The sequence below is a fragment of the uncultured Eudoraea sp. genome (genome assembly GCF_947490415.1).
GTDB lineage: Bacteria > Bacteroidota > Bacteroidia > Flavobacteriales > Flavobacteriaceae > Eudoraea.
The window spans coordinates 502,452-527,410 of record NZ_CANLGX010000003.1; the positions used below are offsets into that span (position 1 = coordinate 502,452).

The 24,959-nt window shown below is 35.8% G+C and carries 20 protein-coding genes; 12 read left to right on the forward strand and 8 right to left on the reverse strand.

What is annotated here, in order from left to right; translation table 11 throughout:
* Positions 1-142: 142 nt before the first annotated feature.
* The 8 genes from Q0874_RS10545 (at position 143) to Q0874_RS10580 (ending at position 9,153) form a co-directional block, all read left to right on the forward strand.
* Positions 143-1,630 (forward strand): carboxypeptidase, encoded by a 1,488-nt coding sequence (locus Q0874_RS10545; RefSeq protein WP_299162816.1) that lies wholly within the window; start codon positions 143-145, stop codon positions 1,628-1,630.
* 218 nt (positions 1,631-1,848) lie between these two features.
* On the forward strand, positions 1,849-2,709 hold the full coding sequence (locus tag Q0874_RS10550) for a hypothetical protein (RefSeq protein ID WP_299162819.1): 861 nt from the start codon (positions 1,849-1,851) through the stop codon (positions 2,707-2,709).
* 161 nt (positions 2,710-2,870) lie between these two features.
* A complete protein-coding gene (locus tag Q0874_RS10555) occupies positions 2,871-3,563 on the forward strand; it encodes an SGNH/GDSL hydrolase family protein (protein ID WP_299162822.1) in 693 nt (230 codons plus the stop codon).
* A gap of 219 nt (positions 3,564-3,782) precedes the next feature.
* A complete protein-coding gene (locus tag Q0874_RS10560) occupies positions 3,783-4,790 on the forward strand; it encodes a glycosyltransferase (protein ID WP_299162824.1) in 1,008 nt (335 codons plus the stop codon).
* Between the two features lie 161 nt (positions 4,791-4,951).
* Positions 4,952-6,874 carry a BatA domain-containing protein gene (locus Q0874_RS10565; protein WP_299162826.1) on the forward strand — a complete coding sequence of 641 codons (1,923 nt, stop codon included), beginning with the start codon at positions 4,952-4,954 and terminating at the stop codon, positions 6,872-6,874.
* The gene (locus Q0874_RS10570) at positions 6,871-8,124 is read left to right on the forward strand and encodes a dihydroorotase family protein (protein WP_299162829.1); all 1,254 of its coding nucleotides are present in this window, start codon (positions 6,871-6,873) and stop codon (positions 8,122-8,124) included. The genes Q0874_RS10565 and Q0874_RS10570 overlap by 4 nt, the downstream gene beginning before the upstream one ends.
* Positions 8,125-8,162: 38 nt before the next feature.
* Entirely contained in the window at positions 8,163-8,492 is a 330-nt protein-coding gene (locus tag Q0874_RS10575; protein ID WP_299162832.1) for a hypothetical protein, read from the forward strand.
* 1 nt (position 8,493) lies between these two features.
* Positions 8,494-9,153 (forward strand): alpha/beta fold hydrolase, encoded by a 660-nt coding sequence (locus tag Q0874_RS10580; protein ID WP_299162834.1) that lies wholly within the window; start codon positions 8,494-8,496, stop codon positions 9,151-9,153.
* Here the strand turns inward: Q0874_RS10580 and Q0874_RS10585 are convergent.
* Both Q0874_RS10585 and Q0874_RS10590 read right to left on the reverse strand, forming a co-directional pair.
* Complete coding sequence (locus Q0874_RS10585; protein ID WP_299162837.1) at positions 9,150-9,644, reverse strand: hydrolase; 495 nt, start codon at positions 9,642-9,644, stop codon at positions 9,150-9,152. The two genes, Q0874_RS10580 and Q0874_RS10585, sit on opposite strands and share 4 nt — an antisense overlap.
* A gap of 49 nt (positions 9,645-9,693) precedes the next feature.
* On the reverse strand, positions 9,694-10,458 hold the full coding sequence (locus Q0874_RS10590; protein WP_299162840.1) for an MBL fold metallo-hydrolase: 765 nt from the start codon (positions 10,456-10,458) through the stop codon (positions 9,694-9,696).
* A gap of 87 nt (positions 10,459-10,545) precedes the next feature.
* On the opposite strand from Q0874_RS10590, the gene Q0874_RS10595 reads away from it, so the two are divergent.
* A complete protein-coding gene (locus Q0874_RS10595; RefSeq protein WP_299162842.1) occupies positions 10,546-12,003 on the forward strand; it encodes a TonB-dependent receptor in 1,458 nt (485 codons plus the stop codon).
* Positions 12,004-12,065: 62 nt separating this feature from the next.
* Here Q0874_RS10595 and bcp read toward each other — a convergent pair whose 3' ends face one another.
* Complete coding sequence (gene bcp, locus Q0874_RS10600) at positions 12,066-12,515, reverse strand: thioredoxin-dependent thiol peroxidase (RefSeq protein ID WP_299162844.1); 450 nt, start codon at positions 12,513-12,515, stop codon at positions 12,066-12,068.
* Between the two features lie 55 nt (positions 12,516-12,570).
* On the opposite strand from bcp, the gene nth reads away from it, so the two are divergent.
* Complete coding sequence (gene nth / locus Q0874_RS10605; RefSeq protein ID WP_299162847.1) at positions 12,571-13,233, forward strand: endonuclease III; 663 nt, start codon at positions 12,571-12,573, stop codon at positions 13,231-13,233.
* A 233-nt stretch (positions 13,234-13,466) separates the two neighbouring features.
* Here nth and Q0874_RS10610 read toward each other — a convergent pair whose 3' ends face one another.
* Both Q0874_RS10610 and Q0874_RS10615 read right to left on the reverse strand, forming a co-directional pair.
* Positions 13,467-14,048 (reverse strand): sigma-70 family RNA polymerase sigma factor, encoded by a 582-nt coding sequence (locus tag Q0874_RS10610; protein ID WP_299162849.1) that lies wholly within the window; start codon positions 14,046-14,048, stop codon positions 13,467-13,469.
* A 574-nt stretch (positions 14,049-14,622) separates the two neighbouring features.
* On the reverse strand, positions 14,623-15,204 hold the full coding sequence (locus tag Q0874_RS10615) for a sigma-70 family RNA polymerase sigma factor (RefSeq protein WP_299162852.1): 582 nt from the start codon (positions 15,202-15,204) through the stop codon (positions 14,623-14,625).
* A gap of 246 nt (positions 15,205-15,450) precedes the next feature.
* Here Q0874_RS10615 and uvrA point away from each other — a divergent pair, with 246 nt between their 5' ends.
* Both uvrA and Q0874_RS10625 read left to right on the forward strand, forming a co-directional pair.
* The gene (gene uvrA / locus Q0874_RS10620; protein WP_299162855.1) at positions 15,451-18,231 is read left to right on the forward strand and encodes an excinuclease ABC subunit UvrA; all 2,781 of its coding nucleotides are present in this window, start codon (positions 15,451-15,453) and stop codon (positions 18,229-18,231) included.
* A 184-nt stretch (positions 18,232-18,415) separates the two neighbouring features.
* Positions 18,416-19,636 carry a hypothetical protein gene (locus Q0874_RS10625; protein WP_299162858.1) on the forward strand — a complete coding sequence of 407 codons (1,221 nt, stop codon included), beginning with the start codon at positions 18,416-18,418 and terminating at the stop codon, positions 19,634-19,636.
* A gap of 129 nt (positions 19,637-19,765) precedes the next feature.
* On the opposite strand, the gene Q0874_RS10630 is transcribed toward Q0874_RS10625, so the two are convergent.
* Genes Q0874_RS10630 through Q0874_RS10640 form a run of 3 tightly spaced genes read right to left on the reverse strand, consistent with a single transcriptional unit; the run spans position 19,766 to position 24,941 of the window.
* Positions 19,766-21,229, reverse strand: a complete 1,464-nt coding sequence (locus Q0874_RS10630; RefSeq protein WP_299162860.1) for a polysaccharide biosynthesis C-terminal domain-containing protein — start codon at positions 21,227-21,229, stop codon at positions 19,766-19,768.
* Positions 21,229-22,506, reverse strand: coding sequence for a glycosyltransferase family 4 protein (locus Q0874_RS10635; protein ID WP_299162863.1), 1,278 nt, complete (start codon positions 22,504-22,506; stop codon positions 21,229-21,231). Before Q0874_RS10635 ends, Q0874_RS10630 begins: the two co-directional genes overlap by 1 nt.
* A complete protein-coding gene (locus Q0874_RS10640; protein WP_299162866.1) occupies positions 22,506-24,941 on the reverse strand; it encodes a YfhO family protein in 2,436 nt (811 codons plus the stop codon). Before Q0874_RS10640 ends, Q0874_RS10635 begins: the two co-directional genes overlap by 1 nt.
* Positions 24,942-24,959 lie beyond the last annotated feature (18 nt).

A 24,959-nucleotide genomic window follows, 5' to 3' on the forward strand; every position in this document is an offset into this window, starting at 1 on the left:
AGTTGTTGGAAATCCTTTTTTTTATATAAGCTAAATTTAAAGATAGCAAACAAATTTCTATTTTTTTTTAATCTTAATATTTAGGATAATCAGATTTATCAGTCAAATTCCATATTTTAGGGCTTTCTAAAACTACCCAAAAATGAAAAGATCGTTCCTGTTCTCCCTTTTGATACTAGGCCTCAATATCACATTATCTCAAAATCGCAAATTACCCATAGATACTGTTATTACTACACAACATAGTGTCACTGTTAACGGTACTGCATTTACATATACCGCAAAAACGGGGACTCAACCGGTCTGGGATGAATTAGGAGAGCCTATTGCGTCTTTGCATTACACTTATTATACTCGCAACAATATCAAAGACAGGGCAAGTCGCCCATTACTAATATCATTTAACGGAGGGCCAGGATCTGGTTCAGTTTGGATGCATTTGGCATATACAGGACCCAGGATTTTAAAGATTGACGACGAAGGCTATCCTGTTCAACCCTACGGTGTAAAGCAAAACCCTTATTCTATATTGGATGTAACAGATATAGTCTATGTAAACCCCGCTAATACAGGATATTCCAGAACCATTCCCGAAAGTGGAAAAGAAGTGGACCGCAGTAAATTTTTTGGTATTAATGCAGATATAAAATATTTGGCAGAATGGCTGAATACTTTTGTCACCCGCAATAACAGATGGAGTTCTCCTAAATATATAATTGGTGAAAGTTATGGCGGTACCAGAGTAATGGGCTTGGCGCTTGCCCTTCAAAACCAGCAGTGGATGTATTTAAACGGTGTTATTATGGTTTCTCCTGCAGATTATAAAGTAATTCGTGTTGGCGGCCCCGTAAGCAGTGCTTTAAATTTACCTTATTATACAGCAGCAGCCTGGTATCAAAAAGCTTTAGACAGCGACCTTCAACAAAAAGATTTATTGGATATTTTACCCGAATCAGAGGCTTTTACAATTAATACTGTACTCCCGGCAATCGCAAAAGGAGGGTTTATTAGTGAAACGGAGAAAAATACGGTTGCAGAAAAAATGGCATACTATTCAGGGCTTTCTAAAAAGGAAATATTAGATCATAATCTTGTAGTTCCTACTTCGTATTTCTGGAAAGGGTTATTAAGAGACCGCAGCGGTAATACTATTGGTAGACTAGATAGCCGATATTTGGGAATAGATAAGCAAATTTCGGGAACTGCGCCAGATTATAACCCCGAACTAACTTCCTGGCTGCATAGCTTCACACCAGCTATAAATTATTACCTGCAAGAAGAACTTCAATTTAAAACAGATATCAAATATAATATGTTTGGCCCCGTACGTCCGTGGGATAATAAAGATGATGATACAAGAGATAATCTGAGACAGGCCATGGCACAGAATCCATATCTGCATGTATTGGTTCAGTCCGGATATTATGACGGTGCCACCACTTATTTCAATGCCAAATACACCATGTGGCAGGTAGACCCGAGTGGTCGCATGAGAGATCGGTTTGAATTTAAAGGTTATCGAAGTGGACATATGATGTACTTGCGCAAAGAAGATTTGCAAAAAGCCAACTCCGACATTAGGCTATTTATTGAAAAAACAATGGCAAAAGGAAAATCTGCCAAGTATTAAAGATCTTAACAAATATTAATTAATTTCCGCACTACCCTGCAAACTGACTTTTATTTCTTTTAGCCGAAATAAATTGCAGATTCCTTGTTAGTTAATCTTTGTTTGGCGGTAAATTTTATCGCTAAGTTTTCGATATATGACTCCTTACCCTACACTTTTATGACTACTTAAGCGTTAATATTAGATATAAAAGTGATTAATAAACAAATAATTACGTTATGAAAAATTGGAGAGTATATGGCATATTAATGGCCTTTGCCTTTATTTTTACAACTTCCTGTGATAACTCTGATGAAGCCACAGATGAAGCCAATAACCTGGCGTTACCGTTATATGAATCAATGGTTATAGATTTTAGCAATTTTACCGATGATTCAAATACAGGGAAAAGTACAGCCCAGGTTTATGATAATAAAGCACCTAATGGCAATTGGTTTTTTTCACGAATTGTTGTGGGAGTATGGAATTCAACCCTTTTTACCAACCTGGCCGTGCCTGTAGCCTCTTTCAAATCTGCTTTTGCAAATACCCCTGAAAATTTAGGTGATAATATCTGGCAATGGACCTATAGTGTAGATGGCTTTACAAGCGAATATTCTGCACGTCTTACAGGAGAGGTAACCGGAGAAGAAGTTCTTTGGGAAATGTACATAACCAAGATAGGAATTGGAGCTTTTGAAGAATTCTTGTGGTTTTCAGGGAGTTCTGCGATGGATGGTAACAGTGGTTTTTGGTTATTAAATGAAAGTGCGGAGAGACCAGAAGCAATGTTAAGAATAGACTGGGAACGTTCAAATGATGAAATTGGCAGTATTCGATATACCTGGGTCAGAGAACTGGATGAACAAGAGAATGACGACATGTTTAAAGACAGTTATCTTGAATATGGACTTCAGGACGGTGATTTAGATGCTTATTTTAAAGCATACGCTTATGACAGCAATAAGCAGGATTTTAGTGATGTTAGAATTGAATGGAGTAGAACAACATTTGTGGGAAGAGTAATGGCATTTGATTATTTCGAAGATGAAGAATGGCATTGTTGGGATAGTAATGGCGATGACGTACAATGTGAATAATTAAGAATTTTATTGATATATAGCCCTGCATTTGTTTAAATGCAGGGCTTTTTAATATTTAGTATCTCTAGAATTACAATTTCCAATTGATATATTAAATTTAGTTATTTATGTTTTCTACATTTTGTATCTTTTGAAACATTAAAATATAACTTTCCATTATGATTTTAACAAAGCCAAAAAGCCTTTTAGTTATCTGTCTTTTTTTTATGTATTCTATTTTGAGCGCCCAGGATTGGGCACAGCTTGGACACTTTGACGCTGCTAACAAAGAATTACCCGATGCCAAAACCAATGAAAACCGTGTGGTATTTATGGGGAACTCTATTACCATCGGATGGTCTCATCATCAACCCGAATTCTTTGAGGGTAAACCCTATGTAAATAGAGGAATAAGTGGCCAGACAACCCCCCAAATGCTGGTACGGTTCAGACAAGATGTAATTGATCTAAAACCTAAAGTAGTGGTCATTCTTGCCGGAACTAATGACATAGCTGGTAACACAGGACCATCAACCCTGCAAATGATTGCAGACAATATATTGTCTATGGCAGAATTGGCAGAAGCTAATGGTATAAAAGTAGTTTTATGCTCTGTATTACCGGCTTATGATTATCCCTGGCGAAAAGGGCTTATGCCAAACGAAAAAATACCCGCGCTGAATACTATGATAAAGAGCTACGCCAATAGTAAAGGCTTTGTCTACCTGGATTATTTTTCGGCAATGACCGATGGTAATAACGGTCTAAGGGAAGATCTTGGCAGTGACGGGGTTCACCCTAATAAAAAAGGGTATGAGCTAATGGCTCCATTGGCCGAAAAAGCAATCGCCAAGGCATTAAGTAAGCATTAGTTCTGTACTAGTGCGATGGGATCGTTTACTCTTTCCGCTATTGCTAAAAATAGTACAGTAAGGTTTTACTTTACCACCTTTTTCACCTTACGGTATTGAAAACAATACCATGGCGATTCGGATCCTAAAGGTTGCCGAAATTTCCGCAAAAAATGAATTCATTATGCTTTGAAATTTTTTTTTGGAAACAATAAAATAAATTCGACAATTGCTCTTTTAATGAAAAATCATCTGATTAGTGTATTAATTCCATTTAAAAATACTTCGGTTTACCTTCCGGAGTGCATTGATTCGATTTTATCTCAAAGTTACCAAAACTGGGAAGTCATTGCTATAGACGATCATTCGGAGGACAATAGTCTTAGTATAGTTGAATATTATTCATCAAGAGATACCAGAATAAAAGTACATCCAAATAAAGGAAATGGTATAATTTCTGCACTTAGGAAGGCGTATAATTTAAGCAAAGGTGAATTGTTGACAAGAATGGATTCTGATGATATAATGAACTCCAATAAGCTGGAAATCATGGCTTCCTCATTGGAAAAACATGGAAAAGGACATATTGCAGTAGGAGGTGTTCGTTATTTTTCTGATCGTGGAATAAGCAATGGATATGAGCGATATGAAAAATGGTTGAACAAACTCACTGCCACAGGAGCAAACTACTCTGAAATCTATAAGGAATGTGTTATCCCCTCCCCTTGCTGGATGGTCTACAAAAAAGATTTAGAAGAATGTGGTGCCTTTGAGCCCAATAGATACCCGGAAGACTATGATCTTACGTTTCGATTTTATGAGCGGGGTTTGCAATGTATTCCGTGTAACGAGATATTACACAGATGGCGTGACTATGACAGTAGAACCTCAAGAACCAGTGAGCACTATGCTCAGAATTATTTTTTACATATAAAACTACATTACTTTCTAAAGCTTCACCATGATCACAGGCGACCTTTAACCGTCTGGGGTGCGGGGAACAAAGGAAAAAGTATTGCCAGAGATTTGTTACAGCAGAATATTCCGTTTCATTGGTTATGCGACAACCCAAATAAAATCGGCAAAACTATATATGGTAAGGAAATGAAGCATTTTAATTATTTGCTTAATCTGGAAAAGCCAATAAGTATAGTTACCGTTGCAAATGAAGAGGCCCAGGAAATGATCACGAATTTCTTCTCAAATTTGGGACAAACTCCAATGGTCGATTATTTTTTCTTTTGTTAAAAATTTTTTCTTTCAATCAACCTTAAATAGTCCATTTCTAGCGCACTTAGCTTAAATATTAATTCCATTTGTTCATTCAACGCATTTCATTACCAATTTTGTCATAATTACTAGGCAATATCTTCTCAATACTTTATATATTTGTCAAATCAAAATTGGGAATGCTGTTTAAATATCCGGAACTCCTTTGGGCCTTTTTTCTGCTACTAATTCCCATATTAATTCACCTCTTTCAACTTCGGAGATTTAAAAAAACACCATTTACTAACGTAAAGCTTTTACAAAAAGTAGTTGCGCAATCTCGCAAAAGCAGTACGATAAAAAAATGGCTTTTACTTTTCTCCCGGGTATTATTGCTTTCAGGCCTTATCCTTGCTTTTTCACAGCCCTATTTCGCCAAGGAGTCGGCTTCATACGCCAAAGAAACCGTAATATATCTGGACAACTCATTTAGCATGCAGGCCAAGACAGAGAATGGAACCCTGCTCCAGGATGCAGTTCAGAATTTATTACAAGGTCTTCCTAAGGATAATACTTTTAGTCTTTTTACTAATGATAAAGTCTTTACTAATATTACCTTAATGGATATTCGCAATGAGCTTTTATCCCTGCCATATACTTATAGTCAGTTGGGTTTTAAGGATATCCTTCTCAAAGGGAAAAATTTCTTTAGCGAAGATGAAAAATCTGTTAAATATTTGGTTCTGATCTCAGATTTTCAAAACAGAACCGCTATCCAGGAATCCGATACTCTAGGAAATATCCAAACTTTTATGGTTCGGCTTAAGGCAGAAAATCTTGATAATACTGTTTTGGATTCGGTATATATAGCTGAGGTAAATGCAGCTACAATAGACCTCTCGGTGAATTTAACTACAACTGCAGCTCTAGAAACGATCCCAGTTTCTTTATATAATGACGATAAGTTAATTGCTAAAACAGCTGCAACTTTTGATAAGAACAGAAAATCTAATGTAGTATTTACATTACCTTCTAATGAAGTTATTCGAGGTAAAATTGAAATATCAGATATTGGATTACCTTATGATAATCAGTTGTTTTTTAATATTAATCAGAAGGACAAAATCAAAGTATTGTCTGTTAGTGAGTCAGATAGTGAGTTTTTAAAAAGAATATTTACCGAAGATGAATTCATATATGCGGATGTACAAATGAATAATCTTAATTACAGCATACTGGAGTCGCAAAACTTAATAATATTAAATGAATTAAAAACTATTCCCGTCTCTCTAAAAAATACCTTAAGCAATTATACTCAAAAAGGTGGTCATTTAATGATTATCCCTTCTTTTGATGCCAATATAGAGAGCTATAATAGTTTCCTCGGAAATTATTATTCTACTTCATTTGTAAACAGACTTGATGAAGAGCGCAATGTAACGGAAATTAACTTTGATCATCCTCTTTATAAAAATGTATTTGCCCAAAGAGTAAGCAATTTTCAATATCCAAGGGTGAAAAGCTATTTCATTACCAGAACAACGGCCCCAAAAATACTTTCATTACAGGATCAATCAGCTTTTCTTGTAGGACTGGATGGGCTATACTTGTTCACAGCTCCAATCGTTAATACAAATTCTAATTTTAAGAATTCGCCTCTTATCGTGCCTACAATCTATAGTATTGGGGCAAATAGTCTTAAATCGCCTGAATTATACAATACCCTGGGTCAAAAAACCACAATAGATGTTAAGACAGTAATGGCAAGCGATAATATTTTAAAGGTTTCCCAGAAAGAATATGAATTTATCCCTGAACAGCAGTCTTTTTCTAATAGAACTACCTTAACCTTTGATTACAATCCTAATAAAGATGGTATTTATGTGATAAGTGAAGAATCCAGACCCATTCAAAATATAAGTTTTAATTACCCCAGAACGGAAAGCGAATCTATATATGCCGATTTAGACATATTAAATAGTAATGCCACCTTAAATAATTTATCGGAAGTCTTTGAAACCATGGAAAAAGACAACAGAGTAACTGAGCTATGGAAATGGTTTACTATTTTTGCTTTGCTTTTTATGCTGGCCGAAGTTCTTATTCAAAAAATATTTAAATGAACATACTTCTAAAATCTGCCACAATTGTTGATAAAACCAACGATAAACTTCATTTAAAAAAACGTGATATCCTTATTCTTAATGGGGTTATTGAAGAAATATCTACCTCGATTAAACCTGCCGGGAATATAAAAACACTAAACTTCAAAAATTTGCATGTCTCTGCTGGTTGGTTCGATAGCAGTGTAAGTTTTGGTGAACCAGGGTATGAAGAACGTGAAACCATTAATAACGGCCTCATGGTGGCTGCAAAAAGTGGTTATACAGATATTGTTCTCAACACTAATACCAATCCACTACCGGACAGCAGTGGCGCAATTGTTTTTTTGAAAAATGCTGCCAAAGAACAACCGACAAAATTACACCCTTTGGGTACACTTACGGTTCTTAGTGAAGGTATTGATCTTGCTGAGCTCTATGACATGCAGAATTCAGGAGCTGTTGGATTCTATGATTTTAAGAGATCTATTTCAAATTCCAATTTATTAAAGATAGCCTTGCAATACTCCCAGGATTTTAATGGATTAGTTTACTCTTTTCCAATGGATAAACAAATCATGAGCAAGGGTATTGTTAATGAAGGTATTTCATCTACAAGGGTTGGTTTAAAGGGAATTCCGGCCTTGGCGGAAGAACTTCAAATTGCTAGAGACCTTTTTATTCTGGAATATACGGGTGGGTATCTCCATATCCCAACCATATCTACAGCCAGGTCCGTGAAGCTTATTGGCGAAGCTAAACGAAAGGGGCTTAATGTAAGTTGTAGTGTCGCTGTGCATAATTTGTTATTTTCTGACGAGGTTTTGGACAGCTTTGATAGTAATTACAAAGTTTTACCCCCACTTCGCACCAGTAAAGATATCAATGCTTTGATAAAAGGTCTTAAAGAAGGTATTATTGATTTTGTGACTTCAGATCACACACCCATTGATATTGAAGAAAAACGAATAGAATTTGATAATGCTGCTTATGGCACAATAGGACTTGAAAATGCGTTTGGTGTCTTAAATAAGCTATTCGGCACCGAAACGGCCGTCACCCTTTTATCTAAAGGAAGAGAACGCTATGGATTAAGTCCGGTGGCCATAAAAAAAGGTTCTTTGGCTAATCTTACTCTTTTTGATCCTGAATCCGAATATATTTTTACAAAAGAAAGTTGTAATTCTACTTCAAAAAACAGTATGTTTTTTGGTGAAAAAATGAGAGGCAAGGTTTACGGAATAATAGCAAACAATCAAATAATCGTCTGAACCAATTATAGTTTATATAGCAATAAAAAAATAAAGTTTTGGGACAAGATTCGGTAGCAAAAGGAAAAACAACGGCGATAATAGCCTATTTCACCATTATTGGATCTTTAATAGCAATAACTATGAATATGGAACCAAAAAATGAATTTGCGAGATTCCATACAAGGCAAGCATTTGGTTTGCATCTGGTTTTTATGGGATGTGCGCTTTTCTTAAGTCAATGGTTCAATTTTTTTGTTTGGGTAGGTTTGTATGTATTTTACTTTGCTCTCTGGATATATGGTCTTGTAGGAGCTTTGAACAATAAAAAACAACCGGTTCCAATCTTGGGAACTTCATTTCAGCAATGGTTTAGCTTTATTCAGTAATATGAAAACAGTTCCCTTATCCTTATATCATATAATTCGCCCTTCATCAACAGAACATGGCCGTCCACCTGTTATATTTCTCTTTCACGGCTATGGCAGCAATGAAGAAGATTTATTTTCATTCGCCTCAGAATTACCTTCGGAATGTTTTATTATTTCTGCAAGAGGCCCACACCCTTTACCCCCCTTTGGTAATGCCTGGTATGCTATTAACTTTGATGCATCCTATGGAAAATGGAGTGATGAGAAACAGGCTATCTCATCCAGAAACAAAATTGTAGATTTTATTGAGGAAGCCTGTGAAGCCTATTTACTGGATAAAGACAATGTAACCTTGTTGGGGTTTAGCCAGGGTACGGTATTGAGTTATGCGGTTGCGCTTTCATATCCGGATAAGGTTAAAAATGTGGTGGCCCTAAGCGGCTATATAGATGAGAATATTCTCGAGAAGAATTATACCCAAAAAGACCATAAAAACCTGAACATTTATATATCCCACGGTCAGGTAGACCAGGTAATCCCACCTGAATGGGCTCAAAAAGCACCTGTTCTCTTAAAAAAGCTTGGCATTAACTTTAAATATGAGGAATTTCCAGTAGGCCATGGGGTATCCGCCGAAAATTTTTATTCCTTTAGAAAATGGCTTGAAGAAAATATTTAATTGCTCCTGGTATATAAAAGATGATCCATCATTGTAAAATCAACACTCATATTATCTTTTAACTCGTATTTCAAAAGAAGTTCTCCCCAAAATTTACCATCGGAAAAATCGGCTATTATCCATTGATGATTCAGTATTTTAATCTTATTGATCTTAAAATCACTTTCCATACCCTCATACGGTACCAATGGATTATCTCCTTTCTGTTCATTGGTTTCCAATAACTTATCTGAAATATAGCCCGAAGGGTTGTCCAGGCCAAGATGATCATAATATGACAAGGCGTCGTCATTATTTTGCAATGAAAAATATTGCATATCAAAAACCTGAAGTTGTAATTTTTGAACAGAATCCTGAAGTACACTAACTTCAGACTCCAGATTTTGAATTTTTAAATCCTTACTCTCTAGCATGGTATTGCTGCTTACAAACAAGTAAAGTGATAACAAAGAAGCAAAAATGAACAGGTAAATAAATATTCTACTTTTCATAAATTTAAAGAATCAAGTATCAAACTAACTAAAATTATTGTTTTGTAGCTCAAACAGAGACAACAAGATTATCATAGGCCAGGTGCACATTATCAGGTAATTTTTCTTCCACTTCATCATGAAAACCCAAATAATGGCTAATATGAGAAAGATATGCTATCTCAGGTTTAATTATATCAACTAATTTAAGTGCTTCTTCAAGGTTTAAGTGAGAGTGATGTGGTTCTATACGTAATGCATTTACCGATAGCAACTTAACTCCCTTTATCTTATTTATTTCTTCACTAGATATGGTCTTAACATCGGTAAGGTAGGCAAAGTCACCTATTCTAAATCCATATACTCTTAACCGGTTATGAAAAGCCTCAATTGGAATTGCTTCTTGGTCCCCTATTATGAAAGGTTCATTATTCCGTATCAGGTTAACCTTTACCGCCGGAGCCCCGGGATACCTGTTCTCGTCGGCAAAAATATAGTCAAATCTCCTTTTTAAAGAGAAGATTACATCTGCATGAGCATAAACAGGAATGTCACCCTGTCTAAAGAAAAAAGGGCGGATATCATCTATCCCTGCTGTATGATCTGAATGTTCATGAGTAAAAAGAATACCATCTAATTTGGAAACTTTATGAGTTAACATCTGTTGCCTGAAATCAGGACCACAATCAATTACATAATTATAGTCTTTCCATGAAATAAGCACAGAAACTCGAAGTCTTTTATCTTTGGGGTTTTTACTTAAACAGACCGGATGATTGCTTCCAATAACCGGGATTCCTTGCGATGTGCCAGTGCCTAAAAAAGTTATTTTCAACCTGTCATCTATTTATTTCAAATTTATAACATATTTATTTAATAGATACCCCAATCTTGTTAACTTTGCCGTAAGCAAACTATACATATGGCTTCAGTCTTCAAAAAGGATCCTGCTTTTGAAAATATTCCCTCAATAAAAGCTAAGACTCTTAGAATAAATCTAAATCCCGATATCTATGGGACTTTTGCGGAAATAGGGGCCGGACAAGAGACTGCCAGGTGGTTTTTTAGATCAGGTGGTGCCTCAGGGACCATAGCAAAAGCTATGAGTGCCTATGACAAGTCTTTCAGCGATGCCGTTTATGGTGTGGAAACTGAAGGCAGGTATGTTACCCAAAGTAGACTAAAAAAGATGCTTTCTCATGAAATGCATCTTATGGAAGAGCGTATTAGCAGGGATAAAAATCCGGATAAACTGTTTTTTACTTACGCAAATACGGTTGCAACTATAGACTTTTCAAAGCGATATAAAGGCCATGGCTGGGTAGGAATCCGTTTTCAATTAGATCCAACCCAAAAGGAATTTGACGAGATCATATTACATGTCAGGTTTAAACAAAATGAAGCCCGTTTGCAGCAGGAGACCCTGGGAATAGTTGGAGTGAACCTTATCTATGGTGCTTTTTATAAGTATAATAAACCCAGAAAGCTATTAAAATACCTATATGATCATATAGACCGTGATACCCTGGAGATTGATATGGTAAATTTCTCAGGCCCAAACTTTAAAAACGTTGACAATAGACTTATGAGTCTTCAGCTTATCAGATATGATATGACTGATGCTGTCATGTTTGGCCCAGACGGAAACAATCTTCTTCCGGCTGCCATTCTCTATAAAAAGAATATTCTTGCGCTTAGAGGGAGTTTTAGGCCTGTAACTAAGGTGAACATGGATATGTTTGAAAAGTCTTATGAAATTTTTATTCGTGATCCGGCAGTTGATGAAGACAATTCTATTGTAATATTTGAAATCACATTGTCTAATCTAAAAGCTTCCGGGGAAATAGATGAAAGTGACTTTATGGACCGGGCCAAATTATTGTGTTCATTAGGACATTCCGTGATGATTTCGAAATTTCAGGAATATTTTAAATTGGTGGAATACTTCAACAATTATACGAAAGCAAAAATTGGTCTTACTATGGGTGTTAATAACCTGGTGGACATATTTGATGAAAAATATTACAGGCATCTGAGCGGAGGTATTTTGGAAGCATTTGGCAAGTTATTCTTTAAAGAACTCATCGTATATCTTTATCCGATGAAGAATCCCGAGACCGGTCAGATCATGACTAGTAATAATGTTAAGGTTCATCCGAGAATGAAGGAGTTGTACAAATTTTTTAAGTACAATGGGAAAGTTATGGATATTATAGACTACGATCCTGAAATTATGGACATATTTTCCAGGGATGTCTTGAAAAAAATTCAAAGCGGAGAAGGTGGTTGGGAGGAAATGCTACCAGAAGGTATTGCGGAAACAATAAAGAAAGAACACCTTTTTATGCGAACTTCCGATAAACTAGAGGAAAAAGCTTAACGCTTAACTCCATAAAAAAGGCCCTAATCTTTAGGGCCTTTTTTCATACTGATAATTTCAGATTAAAGAATCTGGGCAGCGTGATCTTTGGTTTTAACTTTGTCAATAACCTTTATAACGAATCCGTTTCCGTCAATAATAAAAGTCATTCTGTGAATACCATCGTATTCCCTACCCATAAATTTTTTAGGCCCCCAAACTCCAAATGTCTTAATTACGGTATGGTCCTCATCCGCCAAAAGCGGAAATGGAAATTCATATTTATTTCTAAAACCCGCTTGCTTTTTTTGAGAATCTTCACTTACCCCTAGAAGTTCATAACCTTTTGATTGCAGTTCTGCATAATTATCCCGTAGATTACAAGCCTCTGCAGTACATCCGGGGGTATTAGCCCTTGGATAAAAAAATACCACTAACTTCTTACCGGAATAATCGCTTAATTTTACCAAATTGCCATCCTGATCAACAGAAGTAAAATCAGGCACTCTATCACCTTCTTTAAGTGTGTTCATAGTCTATTTTGAATTAAATTTGTGTTTATTTTTTTCATTGTAAAATTAAACAAAAATGACGAAATCGGAAAAAGTATCCTTTACTATAAAAAAATTGCAGGAATTATATCCCGTGATACCTGTTCCTCTTCAGCATAAAGATCCATATACATTGTTAATCGCTGTATTATTATCGGCCCAAAGTACAGATGTACGCGTAAACCAGATAACCCCTATATTATTTGCAAGAGCAGATAATCCCTTCGACATGATTAAAATGTCTGTTGAGGAAATAAAAGAAATTATTAGGCCCGTAGGACTTTCACCGATGAAATCGAAAGGAATACATGGTCTATCCAAAATATTGATCGAAAAATATGAGGGTAATGTCCCTTCAGAAATTAGCTTGTTGGAAGAATTACCGGCTGTGGGTCATAAAACCGCAAGTGTAGTAGTCTCTCAGGCCTTTGGTATACCGGCTTTTCCGGTTGATACGCATATTCATCGTCTAATGTATCGTTGGGGTTTTTCCAATGGTAAAAATGTGGTTCAAACCGAGAAAGATGCAAAAAGGTTGTTTCCTAAAGAATTATGGAACGATTTGCATCTTCAGATTATTTGGTATGGCCGTGAATATTCTCCGGCAAGAGGCTGGGATATAGACAAAGATTTAATAACCAAAACGATAGGGAGAAAAAAAGTATTAGAAGATTATTATAAAATTAAAAAGGCCCGCTAATTGCGGGCCATCTTGTCTTAATTCAAAATTGTTTCAAATTTGAATGTCTTGTACTTCGTGATTCTGAAGGACCTGGAATAATTCAGTAAGAACTGAATCGTCTCAGGACTGGTTTTTGCCAGTTTACAAGCGTTTTGCTCTTCAGAGTAAATTTTTTCCATATTATTATAGTATAGTTATGTTCTAATAACGCAACTAAAATGGAAATATTGCTCGGATGTTATTCCTTGCTCTTAATTTGTTAAAACTATATTGTGTCTTTCAATTATCTTTCTGAGATTTATAAGTGCATATCGCATTCTTCCAAGGGCAGTATTTATGCTTACTCCGGTATTTTCAGAAATCTCCTTAAAGCTCATGTCCTTGTATATTCTCATAAGCAGAACTTCTTTTTGATCATCGGGTAATTCTTCAATCAAAGAACCAAGATCACTATCTATCTGATCTTTAATAATCTGCTTTTCTGCATTAAGTTTGTCGTCACCTATAACGGAGAAAATATTAAAATCATCACTTCCTTCAAACTTAGGCATACGCTTGTTCTTCCTAAAGTGATCAATAATTAAGTTATGTGCAATTCTCATGACCCATGGCAAAAATTTTCCCTCTTCACTATAAGATCCTTTTTTTAGAGTTTTAATTACTTTTATAAAGGTGTCCTGAAAAATATCCTCAGTTATATCCCTATCCATTACCTTGGAATAAATAAAACTACTTATACGTTGATTGTGTCTGTTTATAAGAACTTCAAGTGCTTTTTCGTCACCGCTGATATAGTCTCTTACTAATTCTGAGTCGTTAATTTCAAATTCCATAATTGGTAGTATTTTTTGGTTAATATAAAGGGGCTTCTTTTTGACGGACCTTTGGTTACTAGTTTAAATATTTAGTAGCTATGATTTCATAATTACAATTTAAAAGTATCGAAATAGCCATGTCTGAGAAAAACTATGTTGTCAAACCCGTGATTTTTGATGTCAAAGAGCGATTTGGCAAGTAAAGACACAATAAATCCATAATAAATTAGTTACCAATTGATTTTCAGGAAGCCTGGAAATATTCCCGGATTAATTCCAATTAATTATATAAGCGGCTTCAATAACAACCAGAAACTAAAAATCCCCTTGATGTATTATCAAAGGGATTAATGAATATCCTAATAAAATGGTTATATGGTTAATTCAAGTTACTCTCAAATGTAAGTTCTTTATGTTTTACAATATTTAATGCCTTAGAATACTGAAGCAATAACTGTACACTCTCTGGCTTAACTTTTACAAGCTTGCATTTGTTTTGATGTCTAGGGTAAATCTGTTCCATAAATAATATTGTTATGACTAAATAACGCAACTATTATGAAACCATTTGTATTAGTCGTTATAGAACCTATTAATTCGTTAAAACAATATTGTTCTTTTCTATGATTTTTCTTAAGTTAATTAACGCATATCGCATTCGTCCTAAAGCAGTATTAATACTTACTCCTGTATTTTCAGATATTTCTTTAAAACTCATATCCTTATATATACGCATTACCAGGACTTCTTTTTGATCATCGGGAAGTTCTTCTATCAATAATCCAAGATCATTGTCTATCTGGTCTTTGATTATCTGTCTCTCAGCATCTAGTTTATCATCCCCCAAAACGGAAAAAATGTTAAAATCATCACTACCTTGAAATTTAGGCATTCGTTTATTTCTTCTAAAATGGTCAATGATCAGATTATGAGCTATTCGCATAACCCAAGGTAAGAACTTACCCTCTTCATTATAGGCCCCTCTTTTTAAGGTCTTTATTACCTTTATAAAGGTATCCTGAAAGATATCTTCAGTAATAGCCCTGTCCTGGACCTTGGAATAAATAAAACTCGTTAGACGTTGATTGTGCTTGTTTATTAGAATTTCCAGGGATTTTTCATCCCCGCTAATGTAATTCTGAACTAAAATTGAATCCGCGACTTGTAGTTGCATACTAATTACTTTTTTGGTTAAACTTAGGGGCCTTTCTTTTGGGAAAGGACTTTAGTTATTCAGATTAATGCTCAAAAAAGTAATTTTCGCGTATAGGCGGTTTTTTTTAGTTATTAAGATTCAAATATAGAGAAAAAATATTTTTTCAAGTAAACAATGTTGTGATATTGCAGAATTTAGATGTAAAAGACTACCTATTGGTGTTTGAATTCAACATATCGTATCTTTGCGAACCTAACGGAAGAAATGTCTGCAATAACCGAAGTAAATCCAAAGGAAAACATCATAATCAAAGGGGCTAAACTGCATAATCTTAAAAATATCGATGTAGTTATACCCCGAAATAAATTAGTTGTAATTACCGGGCTTTCGGGTTCAGGTAAATCCAGTCTGGCTTTTGATACCCTCTACGCTGAGGGACAGCGTCGTTATGTAGAAAGCCTTTCCTCATATGCCAGGCAATTCCTTGGCAAATTAGATAAGCCTAAAGTGGATTACATTAGAGGTATTGCTCCGGCAATAGCCATTGAACAAAAGGTAAATTCCACTAATCCACGATCAACAGTGGGTACAACGACGGAAATCTATGACTATTTGAAACTTCTCTATGCCAGAATTGGTAAGACCTATTCGCCAATTTCCGGTAATGAAGTTAAAAAGCATAACGTATCAGATGTAATTAATCATGTAAAATCTTTTGAAGAAGGCACCAAGCTTTTATTGTTGGCTCCCATTGTTATTTCGAAGGACAGAGATCCGGTAAAATCTTTACAATTGCTTTCCAAACAAGGTTATGCAAGGATAAAACATAAGGGTAAAGTCATCAGGATTGATGAATCGTTACAGGATATTGGTTATAATTTTGAGTTGGTTGTAGATCGAATTATTAAGAAGGATGATGAGGATTTTCTTAATCGATTGGCCAATGCAGTGGATACTGCTTTTTTTGAAGGTAAAGGATACTGTTTTATAGAAGAAATCGCTAATGGCACGGTGACTCAGTTTAGCAATAAGTTTGAACTGGACGGAATGGTTTTTATGGAACCTAACGCACATCTCTTCAGTTTCAATAATCCTTACGGGGCTTGTCCGCAGTGTGAAGGTTATGGTGATGTTATTGGCATAGATGAAGATCTTGTAATACCTAATTCCGGGTTGTCTGTATTTGAAAATGCGATATTTCCGTGGCGAGGCGAGAGCATGAGTTGGTATAAGGATCAATTAGTAAATTCTGCTTATAAGTTTGATTTTCCCATCCATAAGCCATGGTATCAACTTAATGAGGAGCAAAAACTATTGGTCTGGCAAGGCAATGAGCATTTTATAGGAATAGATAAATTTTTCCGGCAATTAGAAGAAAAGAGTTATAAGATCCAAAATAGGGTAATGCTCTCCAGATATAGAGGTAAAACTAGATGCAACTCCTGCAAAGGGAAGCGCCTTAGAATGGAAACCAATTATATTAAGATTGATAAAAAATCTATTTCAGATCTTGTGGAATTATCAATTGAAAACTTAATCATATTTTTTGATACACTTTCATTAAGCGAACACGACCTTCAAATCGCAAAAAGATTATTAGTAGAAATCAAAACCAGGCTAAGTTATTTGGATAAGGTCGGATTGAGCTATTTAACAATCAACAGAAAATCAAATACTCTTTCAGGTGGGGAAAGTCAGCGAATAAACCTGGCAACATCTCTTGGCAGTAGTTTGGTTGGATCCATGTATATCCTGGATGAACCTAGTATTGGCCTGCATCCGAAAGATACAGAAAATCTTATAATGGTTTTAAAATCTCTGAGAGATTTAGGTAATACTGTCATTGTTGTTGAGCATGATGAAGATATAATGCTTGCGGCAGATGAAGTTATTGACATTGGTCCGGAAGCAGGCACCCATGGAGGCGAAGTAGTTGCGCACGGGCCAATGGAGGCAATCCTGAAATCGTCCTCACTTACGGCAGCATACCTGAATGGAACCATGGAAATTGAAATTCCCAAAAAACGCCGAACCTCTAATTACTTTATTGAAATTAAAGGAGCCAGGGAAAACAATTTAAAGAATATTGATGTTACTTTCCCCCTTAATATGCTCACAGTAATAACTGGTGTTTCAGGAAGTGGGAAAAGCACATTGGTAAAAAAATTACTTTACCCAATTTTGCTTAAAGAAGTAGGTGGATATGGAGAAAAAGCAGGCCAATATACTGAAATGTCAGGTAAGTTTCAGTCTGTAAAAAACGTGGAATTTGTAGATCAAAACCCAATTGGAAGATCCTCTCGCTCTAATCCGGTCACTTATATTAAAGCTTATGATGATATCAGGGCCTTGTTTGCCTCACAAAAATTGAGTAAACTCAGAGGTTATCAAGCCAAACACTTCTCCTTTAATGTAGATGGTGGCAGGTGTGATAAGTGCAAAGGAGAAGGTGAGATTACTGTAGAAATGCAGTTTATGGCTGATGTTCATTTAGAATGCGATACTTGTGGCGGAAAGCGTTTTAAGAAAGAAGTGCTAGAGGTTAAATTCGAAAATGCGAATATTGATGATATATTGAATATGACCATAGATGATGCCATTGTATTCTTTGAAACTCATGCACAAACTAAAATAGTTGGTAAATTACGACCATTGCAAGAGGTAGGTCTAGGATATGTTACCTTAGGCCAGTCTTCTTCTACTCTCTCGGGTGGAGAAGCGCAAAGGATTAAGCTGGCATCATTTCTTGTAAAAGGGACAACAAAAGAAAAGGCTTTGTTTATTTTTGACGAACCTACCACCGGGCTTCACTTTCATGATATTAAAAAGCTTTTAAAATCTTTTGACGCTTTAATCGCCAGGGGCCATTCTATTATTGTGATAGAGCATAATATTGAATTTATCAAATGTGCAGATCACGTTATAGATCTTGGACCCGAAGGAGGGGCTAAAGGCGGTGAACTTATTGCTTCAGGTACCCCTGAAGAAATTGTATTGAAAACCAAATCTCATACAGGGCGGTACCTCCGTAAAAAATTACAATAGTACCAATTAGAAATAGCTTCACTCCCTCTCAAACAAATAAGGTATAGTTGAATTCTTTAGCTATAATAATTTTTAATTAACTGATTTACAGTATTATATATCGATATTAATATTTCTGGCACGTTGTTTGGTACTAGTTGTGTGAATGTAAATAGTTGCATTCGGAAATTTAAAACCTTATATCATGAGAAATTTAATATTCATTTTTACGGCTCTTCTTTTAGGTACTGCGGGTACCATGGCAGCCACAGTGGAAGATAAGGTTGCAATACGCAATGCTTATAAATACAACAATTCTTTCATCTTTGTTGAAAATGGCATTACGTTTTCCGTTTATCCTGATGGAGAATTCGATTTCTATATAGACAACCGTGTTAATGTAGGAGCAAATGTGAATTTCGGAAGTACCAACATTACATTCAATTCGGGTTATGATTATAATCCATATGTTCAATATGATGATTATGGTGCAGTTATTCAAGTTCAAAATGTACCCGTCTTTTACGACTACTATGGTCGTGTTAACCAAATTGGTGGTGTTGATGTATGGTACCGTAATGGACGAGTGAGGAGAGTTGGTGGAATGTATGTGTATTATAATAACAGAGGGTATTATAGTCATTACACAGGATATGTTAACGTATATAACCAATATTATACATACAGGCCCTATTATAATTATTTTGTAAGACCTGCAGCTGGTTACTGCCTGGTATACAATAGCCCATACAGAAGATATTACAACCCTGTGCGCTATACTTATTACAGACCCTATCAATATAATCATAGGAGAGCCTATGCCAATGTGGGCCATCATTATGATCATGGTAAAAATTACAATAGGCGCAGCAAGGTATACAGGAATGATAATCGTGTAGTTGCTAGAGATAATAGTTCGCGAAGAGGCAGATACGGGACTAGCAGTTCAGTAAGAAATACGACAGCAGTAGCGCAAAGAGGAAATAATACCAGTACCAAAAGGTCAATAAACAGTACGACTGTAAACAGATCTAATAGAACAGCTGCTAATAGTACAAAGAGGACTATTGCCAATACTGGTAGAAATACTGAAAGTAATGCTGTTAGAAATGGAACTAAAGGATCTATGCAGTATACATCAGGTAGAACTGTAACAAAAAAGGAGGTTGGGGTAACTCCAAGAAGTAAAACAGTTCAGCGCAGCAGCAGTAGTAATTATAAAAGACCGGAAAGAGCTGCATCAAAAAGCCAGACTTTTAGTACTAGGAATTCAACAAAACGCACAGTTGCTTCTAATCCTTCGGGCAGAAGTTCTGGAAGTAAAACAATTAAGAAGACAAGCACTGCTCATAAAACAGTAAGCAGAAGTCCTTCCAGGAGTTCCGGAAAAAGTAATAGTGCACGAAGCAGAAGTACAAAAATATAGTAAATATAGTTTTAGGTTGGTTAGTTGTTTAACCCCGCAGTGGATAAGTCCCTGCGGGGTTTTTTGTTGGAAACACATCCGGATCTGTTTAAATACTTAAAATGTAAACTTCCTTTAATAAATAAAAGCTTATTTTCTGTTCCTGCTTAAAAATCTTGAAAAAACCCCGAAAACATCTTCTGATATTTTAAAGCGGTACAAAAGACCAACATATACAGCTATAATTAGTATACTTTTCACAACAATGTTGACTAAAGGATGGAAAGGAAGTTCCACGAAAAAGAAAATAGATACCATCAAAACCAAAAGGCCCGCAATTTTAGCTGTTTCATTGGTAAAGGGCATTATATTAAATTTTCGTTTAACATATATCAGTTTAATTATATTGTACAAACAGATGGCTATGAATGTTGCAAAAGCCGCCCCGTTCAATCCGTATACGGGAATAAGGAGCCAATTGAAAAGTATGGTAAAGACTGCCAGAAGAACACCCATAAACAACAAAGCCCTGTAATAATCTGAATTAAAGAGTATAGCATTATTGTTACCAATCAAAGCGTCAAAAAGTTTGGTGAATCCAATTAATAAAACAATAATATATCCTCCGCGATATGCCATTGGCAGCATAGAATAAAGATCATTAAGATTGAGCAGGATCAGAATAAAAATAAGGCCGGATACAATGAACAGGGTTAAAGAACTTTTTTGATACAGTCTTTTCAGCTCAACTATATCTTTCCTGTTCAGTATTTCAGCGGTCATTGGGTAGGTAATCTGGTGCATGGCTCTTGCCGGTACAGCAATCACAGTGGCAATAAAAATAGCTACGGTATAATATGCGACATTTTGAATAGCAATAAACTGATTTATCATAAAACGATCTATCTCCAAAAGGATTACTGCGGTAGATCCGCCCAGAATGATCAGAATACTGTAATTTATGATAGAATTAGTGTTCTTTGGCCAATTAAACTGCAGTTTTGGTCTTCTTAGACTATAAGCATATAGTTTCATTAACAGAGTTCTTAAAAGGTAAAGACCCACTAATGCTTTTAAAAAAAAAGCTACACTTATAAACTCCATATATAAAAGGATTAGGAGTAAGCTGACCCCTACTCTAACGAACACCTCTTTCATGAAATTCCCAAAAACCGATTTCATTTGGACTTTGGACCAGGCATAAAATATTTCAAAATATGCCATAGCAATTCCTATTAAGAAAATGTACCAGACATAATCTTTTACAATAACATTCTTCCTAGCCAGGAAATCACCTATTACTTCATTTGCAAAGTAACTTACCCCTAAAAGGGGAATGATAATAAGCAACGGAAGGAACACCATTAGGGTGAGAAAACCATCAACCGATTTTGAATCACTAAAATTACTGTAATATTTTACGAGAGTATTGGGCACACCAAACGCCATAAATGGCATTAGAATAGCCGATGAGGAAAGAATTACTCCTACCAGGCCATAATACTCATCTGTGAGAAAACGGGTGTAAAGGAAAAGTGTATTGATGGCTCCTATCGCAAATCCAAGATAAGTGATAGTAGTATTCTTTAATGATTGTTTAAAAATTATTCCCATTACAACAGTTCAGCCAGCTTTGCGGTAAGCGTTCTTCTGTTATATTCTTTAATATTTACTGAAGATACCATTAAATTGCCTTGCTGATAAAGATGAAACCATTTTAAAATTACAGCTTTAAGGTCTGATAAAGAATTGTAATTACAAACAAAACCCGAATTTGTGCTTTTTACAATTTCTCCGCCTTCCCAATCTTCAGGCCCTATGGCCAGGATTGGCCTTTTTGCTGCAAGGTATTCAAAAAGTTTTCCCGGAATAATACCTCGTGTATGTGGTGAATCAATCTCGGCTAAAAGTAATAACTGAGATCTCCTCTGATAATTCACTGCTTCCTCATGGGTGACATAGTCTTTAAGCATTGTATAAAACTTTAGCCCATTATCATTTATGCAATTTAAAACATCCTGGCCTACCACCCCAATTAGATTTAATTGAAAGGCATTCTTAAAAGCCTCATTTTCACTAATGATCTCGGACAGTACTTTCCAAAGGTTTTCAGGATTTCTTCCAGTAAGCAGTGAACCAATGTGCGAAAGTGTAAACTTTTTATCCAAGGCACTTAAGGGCAGGTCACTTTCTGGAATATCATAACCATTGGTAATTACATAGACTGGCTTCGTAGTAATTGATTCAAATTCAACTTTAGTGGTATTACTGGTAACCAAAAGTTTATCGCAACCATTTGCAACTTTCTTTTCCAATTCACGATGTTTCCTTTCTGAAGCTTTTGTAAGCCTTAGTTTACTGTGGTAGCCTATAGAGGTCCATGGATCCCTAAAGTCCGCGAGCCATTTAACATCCAGATTTTTTTTTAATTCCAAACCAATTAAATGAAGACTATGAGGGGGACCGGTTGTAATTATAGTATCTATTTGTTCTTTTTTAATTATATCCGTTAAAAACCGCACTGAAGGCCTAACCCAGTACTTTCGAGCATCCGGAATGAACATATTGCCCCTTATCCACAGTAAAATGTTTTCTAAAAATGAAGGATTATCATCACTTATAACCCCGGAACTTATTTGCTTGGTTTTGGTTTTACTTAAAAATCCGGCATATGAATAAGGTTCGAAGATTTCATTTTTATAAACAGTAACATTTTTAGGAATTTCCTTAATAAGACTGCTATCGGTAATAGGATAATTCGGATTTTTAGGAATATAAATGACAGGATGTATGTCAAATTCAGGTAAATACTTTACAAATTTTAACCATCGCTGAACCCCGGGACCCCCGGCAGGAGGCCAATAATAGCTAATGATAAGGACCTTATGCATTATCCCTCCTTCTTTTTTCGCAAACGAAATATTGAAAATAGGCCTCCCCCTAAAAACATCAGAATCATTAAAATGGAACTTGCTAAGGTGATTTTTCCACCAGTTTCAATCACTTTAGGTTCAAACTTGAACTCCACTGTATGATTACCTTTTGGAATATTTAATGCTCTTAAAACGTAATTGACCTTAAAATGATCTACCAATTTACCATCAATATAAGCCTTCCAATCCCCGGGATAGTACATTTCTGAAAATACCGCAAGTCCGTTATTTGAATTGTTAGTGATATAAGTTAAATGATTAGGCTTATATTCCTTTAAGTTAATGTACGCCAAAGAGTCTTTTGGAAAATTAAATTGGTCTATTTGAGCAAAATCAGAGGCGTTTACAACAGCTTCATTAAGAACATCCAAACTATCCAGTGCCTTAATTTCTTCATCGGCACTTTGTACCTCAATAAGTCTGCTAATAAACCAGGCATTACCATTGACTTCAGAATTTGTAATTGCATAACTCCTACCTTCGTCATCTTGCTGAACAATATACTTTACGTTAAGCATATTTAGGACTCGCAAATTATTTCTATAAATATGGAAATCAAATAAATCCTGCATCCCTGCGGGTTTTGCAGCATGATAGCCTCCAATGGACTGATGAAAATAGGACGTCCTGGCGCCGTTAAGTCCTTCTGAAGGGTCATAAACCCTGAATACTCCGGTGTCTTCGGCAATTTGCTTGTCCATAGGCAATTGCTGAAATGGTTGATTCATTCTTTTTTGCCTGTCAAAATCCTTCTTATTCACATATCTAAGATCAACACCTACGAGGTCAAAAACCACTAACACGGAAAGCGTCAAAATCACCACATTTTTCTTAAGTCGCTCTTTAAGGTAAAGCCATATCGCGAGACCGGCTAACAGCACATATATTAAAGATCGTATGGTGTCATTAACATAGACAGCCTCCCTGTCCCGTTTTATCATTGTCATAACCTCATTACCAAAATATTTCTGATAGGTGTTATCATTTAGACCTGTAAAATCAAAAACACTTTTAATTAAAAATAAGGTGATACCGAGTCCAATAACAATAAAGAAACTGGTTTTTAAAGCCGTAAGTTTTTTACTCTTTGCTATCGAGGGCTTAAATACTTGAACTAATACCATAACCGCCAGAATAGGCACACAGAGTTCTAATAGTACCTGAATGGAAGAAACCGCCCTGAATTTGTTATAAAGTGGAAAATAGTCAATCATAAAATCCGTAAGCAGACCAAAGTTCTTTCCCCAGGATAAAAAGAGTGAAAGTAACGTTCCCCCTAATAACCACCATTTTAAACGTCCTTTTACCAAAAACAGCCCCAGGACAAAAAGAAAAATCATAATTGCCCCTATATATGCTGGAGCTGCCACCCCCGGTTGATTTCCCCAATACAATGGAAGAGCACTACTGAATTCCAGGGCCTTTGTTCTGGGCAATCCTTGTTCTGTAAGATATTCATAAGCCTTTGAATTGGCGCCGAGGTCTTCATTATTGCTGCCTCCAAAAAGTCTCGGGACAAATAAGTTTAAGGATTCAACTATTCCATAGCTGTATTGGGTTATGTATTCCTTATCCAGCCCCTCTAAAGTTTCTCTGGAGGTCCCGTCGGGATTTATCGTAAGTGCTGACTTCCCACGTGTACTCCAATCCGCGTATTCCTTTGTAGCCATAATAGAAGTAGCATTAGCGGCAACGCCCAAAACTACAGCTCCAATAAGCAGTCCAACAGAAATAAAAAAGTGTTTTAGTTTCTTTTTTTTAACCGTATCAACCAAATATGCAATTCCGAGTACAAGTACAAGCAACATAAAATAATAGGTCATCTGGAAATGATTTGCCCCTATTTCCAATGCCATAGCGATTGAGGTAAGAATAAAACCCCAGAGGTACTTTTTTCTAAAAGTAAGGACAATACCACCTAATAGCATTGGCAAATACCCTATAGCATGGGCCTTCGCGTTGTGCCCAACCCCCAGAATAATAATAAGGTAGGTAGAAAAACCAAAAGCCAGCGCACCAAAGATTGCTAATCGATAATCCACTTTTAAGCAGCATAGTAAAATATAAAATCCGACAAAATACAGGAATAAATAATCTGCAGGGCGAGGTAGAAATCGAATAGTCCTATCAAGTTTTCTAACATAATCATGAGGATAATAAGCTCCTAACTGATATGTTGGCATACCCCCAAAAGCACTATTGGTCCAATAGGGTTCCTCCTGAGTGTTTTTTCTGAAATCATTTTGCTCCTTAGCCATTCCGGTATATTGGATAATATCGGATTGGATGATAGTTTTGCCCTGAAGTACGGGATAGAAGTATGCCAATGAGGCAACAATAAAAAAAACAAGCGCAAAAAAATGTATAAATAAAGCCTTCGTACCTCTATTCATTGGTTGCTTTAGTGGTAA